The organism is Halorubrum ejinorense (assembly GCF_039522565.1).
Taxonomy (GTDB): Archaea; Halobacteriota; Halobacteria; order Halobacteriales; family Haloferacaceae; genus Halorubrum; species Halorubrum ejinorense.
This window is the reverse complement of sequence record NZ_BAAADQ010000002.1, coordinates 368,116-389,657: the sequence shown is the minus strand read 5'-3', so window position 1 is coordinate 389,657 and position 21,542 is coordinate 368,116. Positions and strand designations below refer to the sequence as shown.

Sequence of the window (21,542 nt, the reverse complement as noted above, 5' to 3'; positions counted from 1 at the left end):
AACCGTCGACCCGGCCGCCCCGCCGATCCGGCCGAACCGTCGACCCGGCCGCCCCGCCGATCCGGCCGAACCGTCGGCTCGTCCGTCCCCGCTGACCCCGCCGACTCGATTTAAGTGTGAGGCGTCCGACGCGAACGTATGGACGTGCTCACGGACGCCGGGCGGCGGTTCCTCGCCGCGACCGCGCCGGAACACACCCCGGTCCAAGCGGAGATGGCCGACCTCGCCGACGAGTGGGGGTTCCCGATCATCGGCCCCGAGTCGGGGGCGGTTCTCCGCCTGCTCGCGCGGCTCACGGACGCGAGCCGCGTCTTCGAGTTCGGCTCGGGGTTCGGCTACTCCGCCACGTGGTTCCTGCGCGGCGGCGCCGACGGCGTGGTCTGTACCGAGTTCGACGCCGACGAGGCCGAGCGCGGGGTGGCGTTCGCCGCCGACCACGGTTACGCCGACAGCGTGACCTTCGAGGTCGGCGACGCGATGGAGACGGTCGAGCGCTACGACGGCCCCTTCGACGTCGTGCTCATCGACCACCAGAAGGGGCGGTACGCCGACGCCTACCGGACGGTACTCCCGAAGGTCCGGTCGGGGGGCGTCATCGTCGCCGACAACATCACCCGGGGACCGATCGACTTCGACGACCTCGTCGCGCACTTCGAGGCGGGCGAACCGCTCCCCGACTCGGCGGTCGACGAGGAGACGCGCGGCATCGGCGAGTACCTCGGGACCGTCCGCTCCGACGACGCCGTCGAGACGGCCGTCCTCCCGGTCGGCTCCGGCATCGCCGTCTCGACCGTCGTCCGGTGAGCCCGAGCGAAATAGTTATCATGTCAAATATAAAACAACTGTCCGGATGACCGGACGGAACGACACCGACGGGTCGGTCGACGCGCGAGACGCGTCCCCGGTCCGCGTGCTCATCGTCGACGACGAAGCGGGACACGCGGAGCAGGCGGCCTCGACGCTGGAGCGACGCGGCGACCGGATCGACGCGACCCCCGTCGACGGCCCGACGGCGGCGCTTGACGCGCTGTCCGCGTCGTCGTTCGACTGCGTGGTTTCGTCCTACGACCTGCCCGGCTCGGACGGGGTCGAACTGCTCGAAACCGTCCGCGACCGACACGGCGATGTCCCGTTCGTGCTGTTCACCGGGGAGGGGTCGGAGGCCGTCGCCAGCGCCGCGATCTCCGCGGGCGTCGACGAGTATCTCCGGAAGGATGCGGTGTCGGACCAACACGACCGGCTCGCGGGCGTCGTCGACGGGCTCGTCTCGGAAAGCCGGAGCGAGAGCCGAGTCACCGAGCACCTCGAACGGATCTCCGACGCGTTCTGCGAGCTCGACGACGAGTGGCGGGTGCGGTACCTCAACGAGCAGGCGGTGAAGATAATCGACCTCGACGCCGACGAGCTCGTCGGCGAGCGGATCTGGGACCTGTTCCCGGAGACCGTCGACACCGACGGCGAGGCGACGCTCCGCGAGGCCGTCGAGACCGGCGAACCGGTGCGGTTCGAACAGCACCTCGACCGGCTCGACGCCGACCTCGTCGTGAACGCCTACCCGATCGACGAAGGGGTATCGCTGTACCTCCAAGACGTGACCGAACGGCGGGAGCGCGAGCGCGAGCTCCGCGAGCTCTCCGAGCGCCTTCAGCTGGCCGTCGAGGGGGCCGACGTGGGGGTCTGGGACTGGAACGTCCAGACCGACGAGGTCCGGTTCGACGAGCGCTGGGCCGGGATGCTCGGCCACGACGCCGAGGAACTCGCCTTCGACCTGTCGACGTGGGAAGACCGCGTTCACCCCGACGACATCGCCGACGCGTGGAGCGCCATCGAGGCGCATTTCGCCGGCGAGACCGACCTCTACCAGAGCGATTTCAGAATGCGGTCGAAGTCGGGCGACTGGAAGTGGATCCGCGACCGCGGTCGGGTCGTCGAGTGGACCGACGACGGTGAGCCCCGCCGCGCGGTCGGCATCCACATCGACGTGACCGAGGAGAAGGCCCGCGAGCGGGAGCTCGAGCGGTATCGCCGCATGGTCGACGAGCTCCCGAACTCCGTCTGCGTCTACGACGCGGACGGGCGGTTCGAACTCGTCAACGAGCACGTCGCCGACCTCTACGAGAGCGACGCGGACGCGCTCGTCGGCCGGGAGAGTCGCCTCGTCGAGCGGATCCGTGCCACGAGTGACGGCGACCCGTTCGGCGCGCTCGTCGCCGGCGACCGAGACTCGCTGAGCGGGTCGCTGGAGATGGACCTCCCGGCGAAGCCCGAGACCATCGCAGACTACACGCTGACGCGGCTCGTCATCGACGGCGAGTTCGACGGGGTGCTCTCTATCTCTCGGGACGTGACCGACGAGCGGCGGCGGCGGCGACGGCTCGAACGCACCTCGGCTCGGCTGGAGGCGCTGTTCGAGGGGTCGCCGGACATGGTCGACATCCACGACGTGGACGGCGAGATCGTCGACGTGAACCGCGCGATGGTAGCGGAACTGGGGTACGATCGCGACGAGATGGAGGGCATGGACGTCTGGGACGTCGACACGGATCTCGATCCGGACGAGGCCATTCCGCTCTGGGAGAGCCTCGAGGTGAACGAGACGTTCCGGCTGGAGACGACGTTCTCCCGTGCCGACGGCTCGACGTTCCCGGCCGAGGTCCACGTCAGGCGGGTCGACGTCCAGGGGGAAGACCGGTTCCTCGCGAGCAGCCGCGACATCTCGGATCGGAAGGCGTACGAGCGCCGTATCGAACGCGAGAACGAGCGGCTCGACGAGTTCGCCTCCATCGTCTCGCACGACCTCCGGAATCCGCTCAACGTCCTCTCCGGGTACCTCCGATTGGCCCGTGAGACGGGGACCGACTCGTACTTCGACCGCTGTGAGCGTGCGCTCGACGAGATGGAACGGCTGATCGAGGACGTGCTCACGCTGGCCAAGCAGGGCGAAGCGGTCGGCTCCTTCGAGCGCGTCCACCTCGGCGAGCTGGCCGCCAGATACGGCGACGAGACGTTCGGTTCGGCCGACCGTGAGGACGCCTTCGGCGGCGATGGCGACGAGGAGGAGACCGTCTCAGTCGAGATCGACGTCGAGGCCGACGGCGAGATCCTCGCCGACCCCGGTCGCGTCCGACAGCTCCTCGGGAACCTGTTCCGGAACGCCGACGAACACGGCGGCGAGCGCGTCGTGGTCGGCGACCGTCCGGACGGGTTCTACGTCGCGGACGACGGTCCCGGGATCGACCCGGACGAACGCGATAAGGTGCTCGAGAGCGGCTACACCACCTCCGAGACGGGGACCGGATTCGGGCTCTCCATCGTTCAGCGCATCGCCGAGGCGCACGGCTGGGACGTGACCGTCACTGAAGGCGAGCGAGGCGGCGCGCGCTTCGAGTTCGCCGAGGTCGACCGCCCGGAGCCGGGAGGCGATCGGTCGGGGGCAACTGAGGACCGAGTCGAGTCGGGCGACTGATCGGACGGAACGCGGGCGAAAAAACGGTGGAAACGCGCGGCTCAGAACGCGCCGGGGTAGACGCTGATGTCGGCGTGGAGCTCGTCGCGGAGCGCGCTGTGGACGTGACAGATGCCCTCGGCGCGCTCGGCGATGTCGGCGGCGGTCTCGTCGTCGAGGTCGGCCTCGACGTGGACGTCGAAGGCGATCGACTCGAGGTCGTCGTCGCCGTCGAGCTCGGCGCTCGCGTCGATCTGGATCGTGCCGAGGTCCTCCTCGCCGCGCTGGCTTCCGCCGACGCGGAGCGCCGGGAGGTAACAGGAGGCGTACGTCGCGACGAGCGTCGCGTTCGGGTTCGGCCCCGTCTCGTCGGTCGCGTCGATCTGGAGGTCGAACTCGCCGACCTGGCTGGTGCTTGCGTACCCTTCCTCGGAAACCGTGGACGTCTCGATGTCTGCCATAGTCGATTTCCCGTTCGTCCCCCCGCCGCTAAAGGCTGCCGACACTGGTTGTCGGTGCCGGAGAGCGGCCCGCGGTCACCGGACCGCGGTCGCGTCGCTACGCGGTCGCGCTGAGAAAAATCGCGGAACCACCGGTGGCCCGCCCGCCCCGAGCGTCACTCCAGCACGTAGGTCTCGTCCCCGTCGAGGACGACCGGTTCGGCGGCCGCTCCCGCGGCCTTGACCTCGTTGACGAACTCCTGTGTCTCGATCTCGATCGGCCCGAAGGAGTCGTAGTGCATCGGGAAGACGACGTCGGCGCCGACCCAGTCGGCGGCGATGCCGGCGCCGGCGGGCCCCATGGTGAAGTGGTCGCCGGCGGGCAGCGCGGCCGCGTCGGGTTCGAGGTACGGCGCGATCACGTCGACCATCTCGGACATGAGTCCGGTGTCGCCGGCGTGGTAGAAGGTCGTACAGTCGGCGTCCGACTCCTGGGTCGGCTTCTTGTCGCCGATGACGAACCCGGTCGGCATCCCGCCAGAGGCGCCGTACCCGTTGTCGATGCCGTTCGAGTGGTCCGCGCGCACCATCGTCACCCACGCGTCGCCGCACTCGACGGTGCCGCCGATGTTCATCCCGCCGGCCGGGAGCGTGTGCTCGTGACCGAAATTCTCCTGAACGTAGCCGGTCAGCTCCGGGGTGGCGACCACGGTGGCGCCCTCGAACCGGTCCGCGTCGGCGATGTGGTCGCTGTGGCCGTGAGTCAGGAGGAGGTAGTCGGGGTCGAGCTCCTCGGGGTCGACGTCCGTCTTCGGGTTGTCGAAGAACGGGTCGATGAGCAGCTCCGTGTCGTCGACGACGACGTGCCACGTGGAGTGGCCGTGCCAAGTGAGTTCCATGGTTCGAACGTAACGTCTCGGCGAGCCGTAATAAAACTCGACGCCGCGGAACCCGATTCCCCTTCCGACGGCCGCCACCGACCGGGGGAACCCACGGCCGGACTCCGTCCGAATCCCCGTTTCCGACCCCGCCGATCGGCTACGCGGGCCTTTTTCTTCCACGTCTGTCGCCAGAGAGGTATCGTTCGATCAGTTTTCTCGCCTCGCCGGCAAAATATTCTCGCGAATACAGCCTTACCTTCTCGGTGCGTGTATTCGACATCGTGATCACGGAGTGCCGACATGGCTCGTGACCTGACCGGGCGCCGGGACGACGGGAGCGGCGACCGGTACCGCCACCTGATCGAACACGTCCAGGACGCGGTCGTGGAGTTCGAACTGGTCGACGGGGAGCCGCTCGTCAGGGACGTGAACGACTCCTTCGTCGAGATATTCGGATACGACGCGGACGATATCCGGGGCGAGTCGCTCAACGACTGGGTCGTCCCCGAGTGGAAGCTCGAGGAGGCCAGAGCGCTGGACGCGAACACCGGCGCCGGCGAGGTGAACTACCGGAACGTCACTCGGAAGACGGCCACCGGGCTCCGGGAGTTCCTCTATCGCGGGGTCCCGTACGGCACCGACGGACCGTCGACGAACGGGTTCGCCGTCTACACGGACCTCACCGAACTGTCTCGCAACGAGCGGCGACTGGAGGTGTTGAACCGCATCCTCCGGCACAACATCCGCAACAGCGCGAACGTCGTGGCCGGCCACACTGCGCGGCTGCTGAACGAGTTGGACCGACAGGACGAGGAGACGACGGACGTGGCCGCCACCATCGAGCGCGCGGCCCACGAGCTCGAACGGCTCGCCGAGGAGGCCGGACACATCCGCCACGTCCTCAACCACCGCCCCGACGAGGCGGCCGACGTGGACCTCGCGTCTGTCGTCCGGTCGGTCGCCGACGAGTACCGACAGGGGTCGCCGAGCGCCGAGGTAACGCTCGACCTCGGCGGGTCCGAGCCGGTGATCGCCGACAGCCGACTCCGGTACGCCGTCGACGCGCTCGTCGACAACGCGATCACGCACAACCCCAGCCCGAAGCCGCGCGTCCGGGTTCGCGTCGATCCCGAGCGAGACGCCGACGGCGACGGGCGCGCCGGGGAGTGGGTGGTCGTCCACGTCGAGGACGACGGACCGCTGATCCCGCCGGACGAGCGGAACGTCGTCCTCGACGAGGCGGAGATCACGCAGACCCGCCACGGGAGCGGGCTCGGTCTCTGGCTGGCCGAACTGACCGTCGAGACGTTCGGGGGCGAACTCTCCTTCGGCACGAGCGACCTCGGCGGCAACGACGTTCGGATACGCCTGCGCCGTCGCTGACCGAGGAAAGCGATTAATTGGTCGGGTCGCCAACACCGAGCAGATGCCCTCCACGAGCGACGACCCGCAGCCGGCGTGCCCGGACTGCGGCGAGGCCGTCCCGCCCGACGCGAGCTTCTGTCCGGACTGCGGCGCCGACCTCGACGACGCGTCCGATCCCGCGTACTGCGCCGACTGCGGCGAGCCGTTCGCGGCCGACGATCGGTTCTGCTCGAACTGCGGCGCGTCGCGCTCGGGCGACGCACCGACCGCGTCCGAGCGGTCCGACGACGCGGACTCGCCTGCTCCCGGCTCGTCGTCCGCGCGAGAAGAGACCACGGGCGCCTTCCGCCGCCGCGTTCAGGACCACCTCGACGCCGGGTGGGAGATCGAGCGAGACGACGGCGAGCGCGTCGTCCTCGTCGACCGGGGGATCGGCTCCGTCGGCGTTCACATCCTCCTTTTCATCTTCACCAGCGGTATCGGGAACCTGTTGTACGGCTGGTGGCATTACTCGAAGCTGGCCGACCGTCGTCGGCTCGTCCGCGGGGACGAGACGCCGGTCCGCGCGCCGTCGCGGTCGGAGGGCGGGCAGCGGACGGAGACTATCACCGCGTACATGATGAGCGCCCTACTGGTGTTGATCGGCGGCTTCATCTGTTTCTTCGCGGTCCAGTCTGCGGCGCCGCCCGCGGCGCTGATCGGCCTCGCGTTCGCCCTGCTCGGCGTCGGATCGGTCCCGCCGGTGAAGCGTCGGTTGGGTCGCCGCCACGGGCTCACCGACTTCGGCCGCCAGAAGACGGTCGATCACCGGGTGGTCCGCCCGCCCGAGTCGGTCGACGACCCCTGCGTCGTCTGCGGCGAGGCGTTCGACCGCGGCCTCGTCAGGCGGCGTCGCGACGAGACGGTCGTCGCCGGCGTCCCGGTTCGTACCCACTCGATCCGCCACAACCACTACTGCGTCGACTGCGCGCAGTCGGAGCTGTTCAGCGATCCGCTCGGCGCGGATCGACTGGCGGACGTGGACTCGTCGTTCGGTGGCGAGGAGGAGACGGACCGAGAGGAGCCGCCCTCGGATCGGGGGGAGTCGGCGTCCGAAGGAGAGGCGTCGATACCCGATCAAGAGGCGTCGATACCGGACGAGCCGGACCCGACCGACGGGGAGCAGGCGGTCGGCCGGAACGAGTAGCCCCGCTCCGCTTGCCTCTCCGCGAACCCTTTTCGGGTACCCGCACGTTCGCTCGCGTATGTACCGCGCACGGTTCCGCGACCCGGCCGGATCGATCCGCGAGGGCGAGTACGACCCCGACAGCGACACCGTCGCCTTCGGCGGCGAGGAGTACGCCCTCGACGACCCCGACATCGACGTGCTCGCCCCCACGGACCCGTCGAAGATCGTCTGTATCGGACGCAACTACGCGGACCACGCCGCCGAGCTCGGCAACGACGTGCCCGACCGGCCGCTCCTCTTCTTGAAGCCGCCGAACGCGGTGGCGAGCCACGGCGACACCGTGACCGTGCCCGCCGGGAAAGAGCGGATCGACTGGGAGGCCGAGTTCGCGGTCGTGATCGGCGAGCAGTGCAAGTCGGTCGACGCCGCGGACGCGATGGACGTCGTCGCGGGGTTCACCTGTATGAACGACGTCTCGAACCGCGACGACCAGAACAGAGAACAGAACTGGGTGCGCGGGAAGGCGTTCGACGGCGCCGCCCCGCTCGGGCCCGTCCTCGCGACGCCCGACGAGGTGCCCGACGACGCGAGCGTCGAACTCCGCGTCAACGGCGAGACGAAGCAGTCGAGCGACCGGGAGCACATGATCTTCGACGTGCCGACGCTGATCGAGGAGATCACGACGTACCTCACGCTCGAACCCGGTGACGTCATCGCGACGGGCACCCCCGAGGGAGTCGGCGCGCTCGCCGACGGCGACGCCGTCGAGGTGGAGATCGAGGGCGTCGGCACCCTCGAACACGACGTTCGCGTTCCCTGAGCCGGCCGCCCGACAGCGCCGGGACCGGTCTCGTCTCGATCGCTCACCGTCGGTCGGTCCGTTCTTTCCCTTGTGACCGCGCCACACGCTCGGTGAACGCTTATGCTGCTCCCGCCGAACCCGGAAGGTATGGAGACCAGTTCGTTCGTCGCCGACGCTTGACCCGACCGACGCGGCGCGACCACGCCGGACGCGCCGACGAGGCCGCACCCGGAGCGAGACGCTCCCCTCCGCGGGCCGACGCGAGCGCCCGACCGAATGTCACGAGACGACGCCACGATGAACGAACGCGACGAATCGACCGACCTCGACTCCCCTGCCGCCGACGCGACGCCCGCCGTCGTCGCGGCGCGGACCGCCGACGAACCCCCGGACACGACGGAGATCCGCGAACTGGCCGCCGCGGCCGGCTACGCGGTCGTCGGTTCGGTCACGCAGCGACGCGAGGAGGACCCGACCTACGACCTCGGCCGCGGGAAGGCCGAGGAACTGATGCGGCTCGCCGCCGACACCGACGCGGAAGCGGTGATATACGACGGGTCGCTGTCGCCGGGACAGACGTTCTCGCTCGGTGACCTCCTGCCGACCGGGACCGCGGTGATCGACCGGCCGAGACTGGTCTTAGAGCTGTTCGCCGACGCGGCGGACTCCCGCGCCGCCGACCGACAGCTGGAGCTGGCGCGGCTCCGCTACGAGCTCCCGCGGCTCCGCGAGGCCGTCGCCCGAGACGCCGCCGAGGACGTGCGGCTCCAGCCGGAGGGCGACAGCCGCGTCCTCGACGTCGAGAAGCGCATCGAGTCGGCGGAGCGCGCCCTCGACGAGATCAGCGGCGACCGCGCGGCGCGCCGAACCGAGCGGCGGGACGCCGGGTTCGACCTCGTCGCGCTCGCGGGCTACACCAACGCCGGGAAGTCCACGCTGGCCCGACGGCTCGCCGACGACGTGGCCGACGCGGAGCCGGAAGACGCCCCGACAGATCTCGCCGCCGCTCTCTCCGTGGGGGGCCGCCCCTTCGAGACGCTCTCGACGACGACGCGGCGGGCGACGCTCGGCGGCCGGCGCGCGCTGCTCACCGACACCGTCGGCTTCCTCGACGGGCTGCCCCACGAGTCGCTGCGATCCTTCCGGACGACCACCGAGGCGGTCCGGCGCGCCGACTGCGCGCTGCTCGTCGTCGACGCGAGCGACGAGCCAGACGCCCTGCGCCGGAAGCTCCGGGCGTCGCTGACCGCGGTCGAAGCGACCGACGGCCCGGTTATCCCCGTGTTCTCCAAGTCCGACGAGGTCAGCGCGGACGGGCTCGCGGCCGCGGTCGAGGCGTACGAGGCCGCCGTCGCCGAACTCGACGCCGGAGACGCGCCCGTGGTCGACTCGCTGCTGTCGCCGATTCCGGTCAGCGCCCGCGACGAATCGGGGCTGGCCGATCTGACGGAGGCGGTGGCCGACGCGCTCCCGACCGCGACGGCGACCGTCGAAGCGTCGAACGGCGGCGACGCGCAGGCCGCGCTCTCGTGGGCGTACGACCGCGGCGTCGTCGCCGCGGTCGACTACGACGGCGAGACGGTCACCGTCGACCTCGCGGGACGCCCCGAAGTCGTCGCCGAGGCGGAGCGCCGCTTGACTGGTGCGGTCGGTGAGGCCGCCGACGGAGGCGAGTGACCGCTCCCGCGGCGATCCGCTCGGCCGTCAAGACCACGCTTAAGCCCGACGCCCCCGGACCACTGTACATGCAACCACGTGATCTCTCCGATCACTCGCCGTACGTGCCCGGGCGGGGCGTCGAGGAGGTCGCCCGCGAGCGCGGGATGGACCCCGACGACCTCATCAAGCTCTCGTCGAACGAGAACCCCCACGGGCCGAGCCCGGCCGCGGTCGAGGCGATCCACGACCACGCCGACCGGGTGAACGAGTACCCCAAGTCCTCGCACACGGACCTCACCGCGAAGATCGCGGAGCGATGGGACGTCGAGCCCGAACAGGTGTGGGTCTCGCCCGGCGCCGACGGCTCGATCGACTACCTCTCGCGGGCCGCCTTGGAGCCGGGCGACGCGACGCTCGTCCCCGAGCCGGGGTTCGCCTACTACGCGATGTCGTCGCGCTACCACCACGGCGAGGTCGAGACCTACGCGCTCGACACGGCCGACGGCTTCGCGCAGGACGCCGAGACGGTGCTGTCGGCCTACGGCGGCGAGCGGATCGTCTACGTCACCTCGCCGCACAACCCCTCGGGCTCGACGATGCCCCTCGACGAGGTGGAGGCGATCGCGGACGCGACCGCGCCGGAGACGCTCGTCGTCGTCGACGAGGCGTACGGCGAGTTCACCGAGGTCGACAGCGCGATTCCCCTCGTCGACGAGCGCGACGACGTGGCCGTCCTCCGCACGTTCTCGAAGGCGTACGGGCTCGCCGGCCTCCGGATCGGCTACAGCGTCGTCCCCGAGGCGTGGGGCGAGGCGTACGCCCGCGTCAACACGCCGTTCGCGGCCAACGAGCTGGCCTGCCGGGCCGCGCTCGCCGCCCTCGACGACGAAGAGCACGTCGAGATGACGGTCGAGACCTCCCGCTGGGCCCGCGAGTACATCGCCGACGAACTCGACGCGCCGACCGTCGACTCCGGCGGGAACTTCGTCCTCGCCGCGGTCGGCGACGGCGAGCGCGTCGCCGAGGCGGCACAAGAGCGCGGCGTGATCATCCGCGACTGTACCTCGTTCGGGCTCCCGGAGCACGTCCGGATCTCGACGGGCACCCGCGAGGAGACCCGCGAGGCGGTCGCGCTGCTCAACGAGACGCTGGCGGACCTCGAACTCGGTGTCCGCGCGTGAGCGGAGAGCGAAGCGAGTCCGACGACAGCTCCCGCGACGGCCCCGCGGGCCGCGCCGATCGCGTCGCCGTGACGGGGACGCCCGGAACGGGCAAGACGACGGCAACGACGCTGCTCGAAGCCGAGTACGACGTGATCCACCTCAACGAGCGGATCAAGTCGGACGACGACCTGTGGACCGAGCGCGACGCCGACCGCGACACGCTCGTCGCCGACCTCGACGCGGTTCGGACCGAACTCGGCGACTGGTCGGGCGTCCTCGACTCGCATCTCGCCCACCGGTTCGACGCCGACCGCGTCGTCGTGTTGCGCTGTCACCCCGAAACGATCGAGTCCCGGCTCGAAGCCCGGAGCGAATCCCCCGAGACCGCCGCCGAGAACGCCGAGTCGGACGAGCCGTCTCGAGCCCTCGCTCGCAAGGCTCGCGAGAACGCCGAGTCGGATGAGCCGTCTCGAGCCCTCGCTCGCAAGGCTCGCGAGAACGCCGAGTCGGATGAGCCGTCTCGAGCCCTCGCTCGCAAGGCTCGCGAGAACGCCGAGAGCGAGGCGCTCGACGTGATCCTCTCCGAAGCGGTCGCCGAACACGGCGCGGAGAACGTCTACGAGGTCGACGCCACCGACCGCGACCCGGAGGCGGTCGCCGACGCGATACGCGAGGCGGTCGAGGGCGAGCGCGAGCCGAGCGCCGGCACCGTGGACTTCATCGATTATATATGAGCCCGCCGCGAGCGTCGGGACGTTAGATGACCCTCGACCAGTACCGCTCCGTGGCGGACCGCCTGCTCGGCCCGTGGGTGTCGGCCGCCGACAGGCTGGGGCTCTCGCCCGACCAGGTGAGCGTGATCGCGTTCCTCGTCGCGGTGGGGGCCGCCGCCGCCTTCGCCGGCGGGTCGGCCGTCCTCTACGCCGTCGGCGCGCTGTTCGTCCTCCTCAACGGCTGGCTGGACCTCGTCGACGGGGCGCTCGCCCGTCACCAGGGGATCGCCTCGGACGGCGGCGACTTCCTCGACCACGTCCTCGACCGGTACGCCGACGTGGCGGTGATCGCGGGGCTCACCGCCGGGGTCGAGGCGTACGCGCTCGGCTTCGCCGCCGTCACCGGTGTCCTCCTCACCTCCTACCTCGGGACGCAGATCCAGGCGGTCGGCATCGGACGGGAGTACGGCGGCCTGCTCGGGCGGGCCGACCGGCTCGCCTTGATCGGTATCGTCGGCGTCGTCGCCGCAGTGTACTCGGCGCCGGTCGTCGCCGGACTGAACGTCGTCGGCCTCCTGCTCGCGCTGTTCGCCGTCGTCGGCCACCTGACGGCGGTCCAGCGGTTCCTCGGGGCCTGGCGCGACCTGTAGCGGCCGACCGGCGACGCGGCCGTCCCGGTGTGACTCGTCGAGTGACGCGCGGGCACCGACTCGACCGGCGGCGCTCCCGCGGGCTTCTCTTTCGCGTCCGACTCGTTCACAGCCGCGTGCTGGTCGATCCGCGGCCCTCCCCGTCGCGCACGTCGCAGCCGTCGAACGGATCGCCGTCGTCGCCAAACCGGGACGGGAAGCCGATCACGTGGGCCGCTCGCCGGTCCGGCGGGGCACTCCTGACCCCGCAGACGTTCGGGACTCGTCGATTCTCCCGCCGCCGCCCGCGACGGGCGAACGCGTCGCGACGAGGGAACGATTTAAAAGTGTCCGGTCGGAACGGAAGGTATGCCCACTTTCGAGCTGAACCTCTCGGACGACGTGTACGCGGAGTTTCAGCAGCTGGCGGAACAGGAGTTCGTCTCGGAGGAGCAGGCCGCAGAGGACCTCATCGCCTCCGGCATCGAGGCGTACAACGTGAGCGTCGTGGACGAAGAACCCCGCGACGAGATGCTCGACGGCGCCGAGAACAACATGTTCGACACCGCACAGGACCCCGGCAGCCTCGAAGACGACCGGCTGTAGTCGGTGACGAACGGTTCCACGGTTCCTTTTCGACGGCCTCTATCCGGTTCGACGCGCGGTCAGTAGCCCAGCCCGAACAGTCGGTTCGCCGTCAGCGTCGCCAATCCGAGACCCATCACGCCGGCGAGGAGGGCGAACGCGACCGGCCAGCCGGCCGTGTCGGAGACGGCGCCGACGACGACGCTGCCCGAGGCGCCCGTGACCATGTACGCGGTGCGGACGAGCCCGAAGCCGGCGCCGCGCTCGGCGTCCGAGAGGAGGTCCATGAACCGCGACTGGACGGGTGCTCCCCACGACATCGCGAGCCCGACGAGGCCGACGCCCGGGACCACGGCGAGGAGACCCAGGTCGAGCGTCGCGGCCGCGACGAGCGTCCCGTAGCCGATGACGCCGGCGCTCATCGTCACCATCGCGGTGGCGTCGCGACCGATCCGGTCGGATATCGACCCCGTCAGCGGTTGGGTGGAGCCGTGGACGAGGAAGTACACCGAGAACAGAAGCGCCGACAGCGCGCTCGACAGGCCGCTCCCTATCTCTAAGAACGTCGGCAGGAAGGAGGCTGTCGCCTGCCACGTGAACGCGCCCATCGTCGCCAGCGCGGTCGTGTACAAGATTCGCGGCCGCGAGAGCAGTTCGACGAGGGGGCCCAGCGCGAACCGCTCTCCCATCGGCTGGTCGGGGCGGAGCGGTTCCGTCGGTCGGACCTTCCACGCGAACAGGGCGAACACGGGGACCGCGACGGCGGCGCCGAGGAGGACGCCCGCCCGCCAGCCGTAGCGCGACCCGACGAGCGCGGCGGCGGGCGGCGCGGCGAGCCCGGCCAGCGGGCCGCCGGCGACGTGGACGCCGATGGCGCGGCCGGTGTCGTCGAACTGCCGCGTGAGGAACGTCGTCGCGACCGAGTAGTGGAGCCCCGCCCCGATGCCGAGTGCGGCCGCGAACAGCCCGAACGCGAGGATCGAGGGCGACGCGGCGAGGAGGACCGACGCGACGGCGGTGGCCCCGACCGCGGTGAGGATGACGCGGCGCTCGCCGAAGCGGTCGCCGAGGACGCCTGAGGGGAACTGCGCCAGCGCGTAGGTGAGCCACATCCCGCTGAGCGCGAGCCCGACGGTTCCGTTCGTCACGCCGAACCGCGTCGTGATCTCCGGGACCAGCGGACTGACGACGAGCCGCGCCACCATCGTCCCGGTGAACGCGAGCGTACAGAGCGCGAGCGCCGTGTGGTCGTACCGCCAGTTCACGCTCGGCGTTCCCGGCACGGGTCAAAGCGACTTCCGATCGCGGTCAGACGGGCCGGCTGTCGCGGTCGAGGGACCCGCCCTCTGGAGTCACTCCGCCGCGAACCGGACCGGGTACTCGGTGAGGTTCTCGTAGCCGTCCGCGGTGACGACGACGAGGTCCTCGATCCGGACGCCGCCGACCTCGGGGTCGTAGAGGCCCGGTTCGACGGTGATCACGTGACCCGGCTCCAGCTCTTCGCCCCCGCTCGCGAGCCGCGGCGACTCGTGGACGTCGAGACCGATGCCGTGGCCGGTCGAGTGGATGAATCCGGTCTCCGTCTCGGGATCGGTTCGGAACGTCGGCTCGCCCGCCTCCTCGTACACCTCGCAGGCGGCGGTGTGGACCTCTTCCCCGGTCGCGCCCGGCTCGACCGCGTCGAGCGCGGCCTCCAGCGCGCGCTCGGTGAGGTCGTACCACTCGCGGAGCGCCTCGCTCGGCTCGCCGACGCAGAACGTCCGCGTCATGTCGGCGTTGTACTTCGTCGCCTTCGAGCGCGGGAAGATGTCGACGATGATCGCCTCGTTCGCGCGGAGAGGACCGGAGCCGCGGTCGTGCGGGTCCGCGGCCTGCGCGCCGCCGGCGACGATCGTCTCGTCGAGCGCGCAGCCGTGTCGCAGGAGGGTCACCTCGATCTCCTCCGCGACGCGCTCGCTCGTGAGCGGCTCGCCCTCGTGAAGCAGGACGCCCGGTTCGACGTCGCCGGCGGCGTCCTCGCCAGCCACGTCGGCGCCGGCGATCAGGTCCTCGGCGGCGCCCATGGCTGCCTCGTTCGCCTTCTGGGCCTCCCGGATCGCGTCGACCTCCTCTTCGGTCTTCACCGCGCGGACCTCTTGGAGCCGGTCGCCGGTGTCGACGGAGACGTCGATACCCCGCTCGCGGAGGGCGTCGGCGGTGCCGACCGGGCCGCGCGGCGGCATCGAGACGGACTCGACGCCCTTGTCGCGGACGAACTTTGCGTACATATCGCTGCGGGCCTCGCGGCCACCGTACTCGTAGTCGTAGTCGGCGTGGCGTTCGACGGTGTCGGCCGTCGCTTCGGACTTCGCGCGTCCGTACTCCAGCCCGCTGACGAGGACGTGGACCTCGCCGTCGGCGTACAGCGTGAGGAACGGGTCCGGCCCGGTGAACCCGGAGAGGTACAGCTGGTTGGCGTCCTCCTGCGACGCGTCAAGGAGGTAGCCGTCCGCGTCGAGGTCGGCGAAGTGCTCGTCGAGCCGCGTTCGGTTCATACACCCGCTGCTCGCGCGACGCCCAAAGCGGTTGTCCTCGCGGAACCGGTCGGAGCCCACCCCGTGAGAAAGCATATACCGCTCGCTCGGGAACCGCGGGCCGGAGATGCCGACGGAAGAGCGAACCACCCTCCGCTCGCTCGTGTCGCTCCCGTCGCGCTGGCTCCCCGTCACCGTCGCGTGCGGGGCCGGCGCGGCCCTCCTGGGACTGGGCCTGACGTGGGTCGGACTCGCGGCCGCCGGCGTGTCGCCCGGGAACTCGGAAGTCGCTCACTGGACGGTCGGCGGACCGATATCCGCGGTCGAAGGGTCGATCTGGTTCCTCTTCGACGCGCACTGGATCCGGACCCGGACGGGCCCCGATCTGTCTAACCTCGTCACTTTCGGGCACCCGCTGATACAGTCGGACGCCGCGCTGTGGCCGCTCCGTCTCGTTCCCCTCACGTTCGGTCTCGGCGTCGCGACCGCCGTCCGGTACCTCGGTATCGACGACCCGCTCGTCGGCGCCGTGACCGGCGCGGGCGCGACGCTGGGGTACCTCCCGGCGATGCTCGCGCTGCGGGCGGTCTCCCGCGTGCCGCTCACGCGTCACGCCTCCGGCGCAACGGTGCCCATCTCCGACGCCGACGGGATCCCGGTGTCGGAGGCGGACGGCGTCACCGCTGGCCCCGACCTCGCCGTGACCCTCGCGCTGGTGACCGGACTGGGCGTGGTCCTCGGCTCCTTCGCCGGCGCGGTCGCGGCGGCCGCGACCGGAGACTGACCGACCGAGCGGCCGCCTCGATGGCCGCACGCCGCTCACGAAACGTATATATACTAAATCCCGTCCTCTCGGCGTCGGTTTCGCTCTCGACGCGGCTCCGATATTATCCTCGAGAATTCCGAATTGTACAGGGTTGTACACGTTGTTTTCGGCAGTGTCTCTGAGACGCCAAACACGCAAACATTTAAATATTCGGGGGCCTTACCAAAGGGTGAGGAAAATACCGAGATCCGTCTCTCGGTTTTGTCTTTCCCTCCACGCACCAAACCAATGAGCGAGAACCTTCGAACGTACACGACAGAGCAGGTCGACGACGAGAGCGAGACCGAGTCGGAATCCGAGGACGAAGAGCTTCACTGCCCCGAGTGTGGCGGCCAGCTCGCGACCGACACCGAACACGGCGAGACCGTCTGTGTCGACTGCGGGCTCGTCGTCGAAGAGGACGAGATCGACCGCGGCCCCGAGTGGCGCGCGTTCGATTCCAAGGAGAAAGACAACAAGTCCCGCGTCGGCGCGCCGACGACGAACATGATGCACGACAAGGGGCTCTCGACGAACATCGGCTGGCAGGACAAAGACGCCTACGGCAAGTCGCTGTCCAGCCGCCAGCGCGAGAAGATGCAGCGGCTGCGGACCTGGAACGAGCGCTTCCGCACCCGCGACTCCAAGGAGCGCAACCTCAAGCAGGCGCTCGGCGAGATCGACCGCATGGCCAGCGCGCTCGGCCTCCCGGACAACGTCCGCGAGACGGCCTCGGTCATCTACCGCCGCGCGCTCGACGAGGACCTCCTCCCCGGCCGCTCCATCGAGGGGGTATCGACTGCCTCGCTGTACGCCGCCGCTCGGCAGGCGGGCACGCCGCGCAGCCTCGACGAGATCGCCGGCGTCTCCCGGGTCGAGAAAGACGAGATCGCCCGGACGTACCGCTACGTCGTCCGCGAGCTCAAGCTGGAGATCCAGCCCGCAGACCCCGAGAGCTACGTGCCCCGGTTCGCCTCCGACCTCGGTCTCTCCGACGAGGCCGAGCGCCGCGCCCGCAGCCTCCTGAACACCGCGAAAGAACAGGGGATCCACTCGGGCAAGTCGCCGGTCGGGCTCGCCGCGGCCGCCGTCTACGCCGCGTCGCTGCTCGTCAACGAGAAGGTGACCCAGAGCGAGGTCAGCGAGGTCGCGAACATCAGCGAGGTCACCATCCGCAACCGCTACCACGAGCTCCTCGAAGCCGAGGACTCGGTCGCGCTGAACTGACTCGCTCTCCGACTCGCTGCGCGTCGTGACGCCGACGGTTCCGCTCGCGTCTCACCCTTCGTTTTCGCCCTCCCAGTAGTCTACGCCGTCGTCCACGCGGTAGTACCCCTCCAGCGACCGCGACTCGCGGCCGCCGGGCGGCGAGCCGACGTAGACGCCGAACTTCTCGGAGTCCGGATAGACGGTCACGTCCGGCTCGCGCATCGTCGAGACGACGAGATACCTGAGGACCGCGTCGCCGTCGTTCACGACTCGATGCGCTCCCGACGCGTCGGCCGGGAAGGCGGCGTACTCGCCGGGACGGAGCGGGTGCTCGTCGCCGTCGAGACGCAACGTGCCCTCACCCGAGAGGACGTACAGGGCCTCCTCGTTGGCGGTGTGGTAGTGGTACGGCCACGACCGGTCTCCCGGGGGGAGCTCGTAGAGGCTACAGCCGAGGTCGTCACCGCCGGCCGCCTCGCTCAGCTGTTTCCGGCGCCACGTCGCGTCCACTGCCTCGCTCGTCGTCCACGAGAGGTCGTCCGCGTTGATCGGCGGCATGGGCCGAGGTCGGTCCCCCGGGCAAAAGCCGTTTGCGTCCCCTCGGTGAGGCCGCGCGCCGGCGTCGGGGCGACTGGCCCGCCAGTCGGTACGACGGTCTCGCCGGTCGTCGCCGCCAGTCGAAACGGCGAAAGGGGCGTGTCCCGAGCCGATCACATGGAGACGACGCGCCACTTCACGGCGACGACCTACATCGTCAACGACGGGGCGACCGCGCTTCACGAACACGAGCGACTCGGGATACGGCTCCCGCCCGGCGGCCACGTCGACCGCGACGAACTCCCCCACGAGTCGGCGCTGCGCGAGGTCCGCGAGGAGACCGGGCTGACAGCCGAACTGGTCGCGACCGAGTCGTCGATCACGGGCCCCAACACGCGCGGCATCCCCGAGCCGGCCCACCTCATGCTCCACGACATCAACGTCTACGAGGACGGGTCGGTGGGTCACCAGCACATCGACCACCTCTACTACGCGCGAGTCGAGTCTCGGGCGATCGACCCCGACGGCGACGACGAGGTCGACCCGGACCGCTGGGACTGGTACACCCCCGCCGACCTCGCGGCGAGCGACCTCGCCGACGACGTCGTCAACCTCGGGCGGGAAGCGATCGCCGCCGTCGACGGCCGGTGAATCGAGCGGCCCGATCGACCGCTGAGCGAGGCGTCAGACGGCCGTCTCACGCTCCGGAAGGTATTTGAGTCGCTGTTGGCGACGTAAACGCAAGGATGGACGCACAGCGACGGGAAGCGATCACCGAGTGGGACGACCGCTCGTTCTCCGACGGGTTCGCGGGGCTCCGCCGGATCGTCACCGACGGGTTCTCCGGCGCGGCGACGGACGGCGTCGGCTGGCTGTTCCTCGTCGACGGGCGGGTCGTGGGGGCGGTGGACGCGACGGTCGACGACTTCGCCGACGCCTCGGGGACCGTCTACAAGGCCCCGGACGAGGCGCTCCCCGTGCTCTTCGCGATGCAGGAACTCGGCGGCGAGCCGCGGGCGAAATACTACACGAACGACACGCCCCTGACCGAGGCCGACCGCAAGCTCTCGCAGGGCGGGTTCACCGGCTACATCGAGCTGTCCGAGAACGTCCTCTCGGGCGACTACTACGTCGCGTACACCGGCGGCGAGTCGATGGCGGCAGCGTACGTCGGCAACGCGAGGCGGCTGGAGACCGGCGACGAGGCGTTCGACCTCGCCGCCGACGAGGTGGGCATCTACACGGTGTACGAGGTCGACCTTGACGTCCGGCCGCTCCCGAGCGGCGGCGCGTCAGGATCGACCGCCGCGTCCGGATCGGCCGCCGCGACCGACGCGGACGCGACCGAGACGGAGGCAGACGCCGACGCGAACTCGGCGGCCGCCGCGTCGCCGTCCGGTTCTCCCGAGTCGAGCGACGGCTCCGAGACGGTCGAAGGGGGTTCGGCCGGCGACGACGAGGCGGACGCGACGGACGAGACGGTGGGAGACGACGACGAAACTCCCGAGAGCGCCGGCCGAGACGACGGTCCGTCGGTATCTCCCCGACACCGCTCGCCGGCGGATCGGAACCGATCGGTCGGCGGCGCCGACGAGCCCGCCGGCGACGACGGCGCGGAAGCGACCGGAGCGGGTTCGGAGGCCGCGTCCGGACCGAACGCGGTTCAGATCGGCGATCGGTCCGCCGGCGACGAGGAGGCCGACGGATCGTCGGGACCCGGCCGCGGTTCGACGGGAGCCGGCCGCGGCTCGGCGGCCGGTTCCGACGCCGCGGCCCCGGACGCGGCCGGCGAGGCGCCCGGGTCTGAGGACGTGTTCTCCGAGGAGGCCGAATGGCGGGAACAGAAGTCGATCCCGGCGCTCGACCCCTCGGAGTCCGCGGACATCGAGGCGCGACAGCAGGGGGACCGGCGCCCGGACTCGCCCCAGCGCACCCGGTCGACCGACGAGCGCGGCCGGTCCGAGCGGAGCGAGTCGAGCCCGAACGGCGGCTCGCCGTCGCCGCGGTCGACCGCACAGTCGAGTTCGACGCCGTCCGCGGTCTCGAAGCGCGACGCGGCGAGCGGCGCGGACCCCGACCGGCTCCGGAAGCTCGAAGCGGCGCTGGAGGAGGCGGAGACGGAGCGGCGGTCGCTCGCGAACGAACGCGACGAGGTCGCGTCGGAGCGAGACGAACTCGCCGACGAGGTCGGGCGGCTCGAAGACGAGGTGGCGGAGCTCAAAGACGAGCGCGACCGCCTCCGCCGCGAACTCTCCGAAGCGAAAGAGCGGCTCCCCGACGCGGAGCGCACGCTCACGCCCGCCGAGGCGCGCGACGGGACGAACCTGTTCATCAGGTACGACTCGAAGGAGGGCGCGACGCTGGCCGACGCCCACGAGGGGAACGTCGACCGCGAGGCGCTCCGGGAGAACCTCCGGGTGGAACACCACACGAGCTTCGAGACCGACGGGCTCGCCGTGGACGGCCAGCCGTTCGCGGAGTTCTTAGAGGACACCATCGAGTACGGGTTCGCCCGCTGGCTCGTCGAGGACCTCCCGTTCGAGGTCCGCGGGACCGGCAACGAGGGCGCGCTGCGCGACCTCTACGACGCCCTCCCCGAGGTGGACCGCGCGGAGATCGGCGGCACCGTGTCGATCGCACTCCGCGAGGGCGGCAAGGAGACGCGCGAACAGCGCGCGTTCGACCTCGTGCTCCGCGACCGGATGGGTCACCCGCTGTTCGTCGCCGACCTCAACGACAGCCGCGACCCGACGCCCGAGGCGACGCTGGAGTCGCTCGTGGAGAACGGCCGCGACATCGCAGGGTCGAACGAGACGTTCGCCGGTGCGTTCGCGGTGACGGAGAGCTTCTTCGAGCCGGGCGCCCTCGAGACCGCGAGCGACGCGGTCGGCGGCGGCCTGTTCGGGTCGAAGCGGGCGAGCTTCGTGAAGCTCTCCCGCAAGCAGGGCTATCACCTGTGTCTCGTCGAGGCGCGGGACGGCGGGTTCCACATGACGGTCCCCGACCTCTAGGGACAGGGAGCCGCCGTTCGACCGTGCTGTCGCTCGCGAACACGTAACTGTCTAAGAGAACGGCTAGTTCGGTCGTTGCTGGACGGGAGCGAAACGCGGTGCCGGCGTCGCGGGCGAAATCGAAAGCGCAGTCAGTTCTCGAGTTCCGCGGCGTCGTCGATACGCATGGAGCCGAGCTTGTCGACGGTCTCGTCGAGCTTCTCGTCGAGCTCGTCGACGAACTCGTGGGTCCGCTCGGTGGTGATCGCACCCTGACTGGACGGCTCGATGAGGTTCTCCTCTTCGAGGACGCGCAGCGAGTACCGGACCTTGTGATGCGGGTAGCCCGTCTCGTTCGACATCTTGACGATGCCGATCGGCTCGTTTTCGATGACCATCCGCAGGACTTGGAGGTGACGTTCTAGCATGTCTACCTCTTTTTCTAGTCGGTCTATCATGGCACATGTTAACTTGTCATGCCCCGGTTTAAAAGTTGCTGTCGCCGCCTGCGCCGCGGTCGTCAGATTTGACACTTTTACGTGACAGTAGTTAACGTGTTCGATCGCGGCACGGCGGACAGGGCAGTCCGTCTCCGGTGAGCGTAGGGGCCGAGGGTGCGTCCACTGCGATCGAGACAA

The 21,542-nt window shown here is 70.2% G+C and carries 20 protein-coding genes; 14 read left to right on the top strand and 6 right to left on the bottom strand.

From position 1 onward, the window contains the following. Positions 1-138: 138 nt before the first annotated feature. On the top strand, positions 139-804 hold the full coding sequence (locus ABDZ89_RS04095; RefSeq protein WP_343776887.1) for an O-methyltransferase: 666 nt from the start codon (positions 139-141) through the stop codon (positions 802-804). Between the two features lie 46 nt (positions 805-850). Then, positions 851-3,466: a hybrid sensor histidine kinase/response regulator gene (locus ABDZ89_RS04090; protein WP_343776885.1), complete on the top strand. Its 2,616-nt coding sequence runs from the start codon at positions 851-853 to the stop codon at positions 3,464-3,466. Between the two features lie 41 nt (positions 3,467-3,507). On the opposite strand, the gene ABDZ89_RS04085 is transcribed toward ABDZ89_RS04090, so the two are convergent. Both ABDZ89_RS04085 and ABDZ89_RS04080 read right to left on the bottom strand, forming a co-directional pair. Beyond that, positions 3,508-3,906 carry an OsmC family protein gene (locus tag ABDZ89_RS04085; RefSeq protein ID WP_343776883.1) on the bottom strand — a complete coding sequence of 133 codons (399 nt, stop codon included), beginning with the start codon at positions 3,904-3,906 and terminating at the stop codon, positions 3,508-3,510. A gap of 155 nt (positions 3,907-4,061) precedes the next feature. Then, positions 4,062-4,784 carry a metal-dependent hydrolase gene (locus ABDZ89_RS04080; RefSeq protein ID WP_343776881.1) on the bottom strand — a complete coding sequence of 241 codons (723 nt, stop codon included), beginning with the start codon at positions 4,782-4,784 and terminating at the stop codon, positions 4,062-4,064. A gap of 282 nt (positions 4,785-5,066) precedes the next feature. Here ABDZ89_RS04080 and ABDZ89_RS04075 point away from each other — a divergent pair, with 282 nt between their 5' ends. The 8 genes from ABDZ89_RS04075 (at position 5,067) to ABDZ89_RS04040 (ending at position 12,871) form a co-directional block, all read left to right on the top strand. Next, complete coding sequence (locus ABDZ89_RS04075) at positions 5,067-6,149, top strand: ATP-binding protein (RefSeq protein WP_343776879.1); 1,083 nt, start codon at positions 5,067-5,069, stop codon at positions 6,147-6,149. 43 nt (positions 6,150-6,192) lie between these two features. Further along, positions 6,193-7,317, top strand: a complete 1,125-nt coding sequence (locus ABDZ89_RS04070) for a DUF8108 domain-containing protein (protein ID WP_343776877.1) — start codon at positions 6,193-6,195, stop codon at positions 7,315-7,317. Between the two features lie 58 nt (positions 7,318-7,375). Then, on the top strand, positions 7,376-8,119 hold the full coding sequence (locus ABDZ89_RS04065; protein WP_343776875.1) for a fumarylacetoacetate hydrolase family protein: 744 nt from the start codon (positions 7,376-7,378) through the stop codon (positions 8,117-8,119). 258 nt (positions 8,120-8,377) lie between these two features. Next, entirely contained in the window at positions 8,378-9,778 is a 1,401-nt protein-coding gene (locus ABDZ89_RS04060) for an HflX-like GTP-binding protein (RefSeq protein ID WP_343776873.1), read from the top strand. 68 nt (positions 9,779-9,846) lie between these two features. Beyond that, positions 9,847-10,941 (top strand): histidinol-phosphate transaminase, encoded by a 1,095-nt coding sequence (hisC, locus tag ABDZ89_RS04055; RefSeq protein WP_343776871.1) that lies wholly within the window; start codon positions 9,847-9,849, stop codon positions 10,939-10,941. Continuing rightward, positions 10,938-11,657, top strand: coding sequence for an adenylate kinase family protein (locus tag ABDZ89_RS04050; RefSeq protein ID WP_379700544.1), 720 nt, complete (start codon positions 10,938-10,940; stop codon positions 11,655-11,657). The genes hisC and ABDZ89_RS04050 overlap by 4 nt, the downstream gene beginning before the upstream one ends. Before the next feature lie 26 nt (positions 11,658-11,683). Next, positions 11,684-12,286, top strand: coding sequence for a CDP-alcohol phosphatidyltransferase family protein (locus ABDZ89_RS04045; protein WP_343776869.1), 603 nt, complete (start codon positions 11,684-11,686; stop codon positions 12,284-12,286). 348 nt (positions 12,287-12,634) lie between these two features. Then, a complete protein-coding gene (locus tag ABDZ89_RS04040) occupies positions 12,635-12,871 on the top strand; it encodes a DUF7120 family protein (protein ID WP_343776867.1) in 237 nt (78 codons plus the stop codon). Positions 12,872-12,930: 59 nt separating this feature from the next. Here ABDZ89_RS04040 and ABDZ89_RS04035 read toward each other — a convergent pair whose 3' ends face one another. Next, entirely contained in the window at positions 12,931-14,115 is a 1,185-nt protein-coding gene (locus ABDZ89_RS04035; protein ID WP_343776990.1) for an MFS transporter, read from the bottom strand. 87 nt (positions 14,116-14,202) lie between these two features. Beyond that, a complete protein-coding gene (locus ABDZ89_RS04030) occupies positions 14,203-15,384 on the bottom strand; it encodes a M24 family metallopeptidase (RefSeq protein WP_343776865.1) in 1,182 nt (393 codons plus the stop codon). Between the two features lie 106 nt (positions 15,385-15,490). Between ABDZ89_RS04030 and ABDZ89_RS04025 the strand changes: the two genes are divergently transcribed. Continuing rightward, a complete protein-coding gene (locus tag ABDZ89_RS04025) occupies positions 15,491-16,147 on the top strand; it encodes a DUF7978 family protein (RefSeq protein WP_343776863.1) in 657 nt (218 codons plus the stop codon). A gap of 270 nt (positions 16,148-16,417) precedes the next feature. Then, positions 16,418-17,395, top strand: coding sequence for a transcription initiation factor IIB (locus tag ABDZ89_RS04020; RefSeq protein WP_343776861.1), 978 nt, complete (start codon positions 16,418-16,420; stop codon positions 17,393-17,395). A gap of 51 nt (positions 17,396-17,446) precedes the next feature. Here the strand turns inward: ABDZ89_RS04020 and ABDZ89_RS04015 are convergent, their stop codons facing one another. Then, positions 17,447-17,935 carry a cupin domain-containing protein gene (locus tag ABDZ89_RS04015; protein ID WP_343776859.1) on the bottom strand — a complete coding sequence of 163 codons (489 nt, stop codon included), beginning with the start codon at positions 17,933-17,935 and terminating at the stop codon, positions 17,447-17,449. A 156-nt stretch (positions 17,936-18,091) separates the two neighbouring features. Here ABDZ89_RS04015 and ABDZ89_RS04010 point away from each other — a divergent pair, with 156 nt between their 5' ends. Beyond that, positions 18,092-18,565, top strand: a complete 474-nt coding sequence (locus ABDZ89_RS04010; protein ID WP_343776857.1) for an NUDIX hydrolase — start codon at positions 18,092-18,094, stop codon at positions 18,563-18,565. A gap of 95 nt (positions 18,566-18,660) precedes the next feature. Continuing rightward, on the top strand, positions 18,661-20,925 hold the full coding sequence (locus ABDZ89_RS04005) for a DUF7527 domain-containing protein (protein WP_343776855.1): 2,265 nt from the start codon (positions 18,661-18,663) through the stop codon (positions 20,923-20,925). A 131-nt stretch (positions 20,926-21,056) separates the two neighbouring features. On the opposite strand, the gene ABDZ89_RS04000 is transcribed toward ABDZ89_RS04005, so the two are convergent. Continuing rightward, positions 21,057-21,362 (bottom strand): hypothetical protein, encoded by a 306-nt coding sequence (locus ABDZ89_RS04000; RefSeq protein ID WP_004045854.1) that lies wholly within the window; start codon positions 21,360-21,362, stop codon positions 21,057-21,059. Positions 21,363-21,542: the final 180 nt, after the last annotated feature.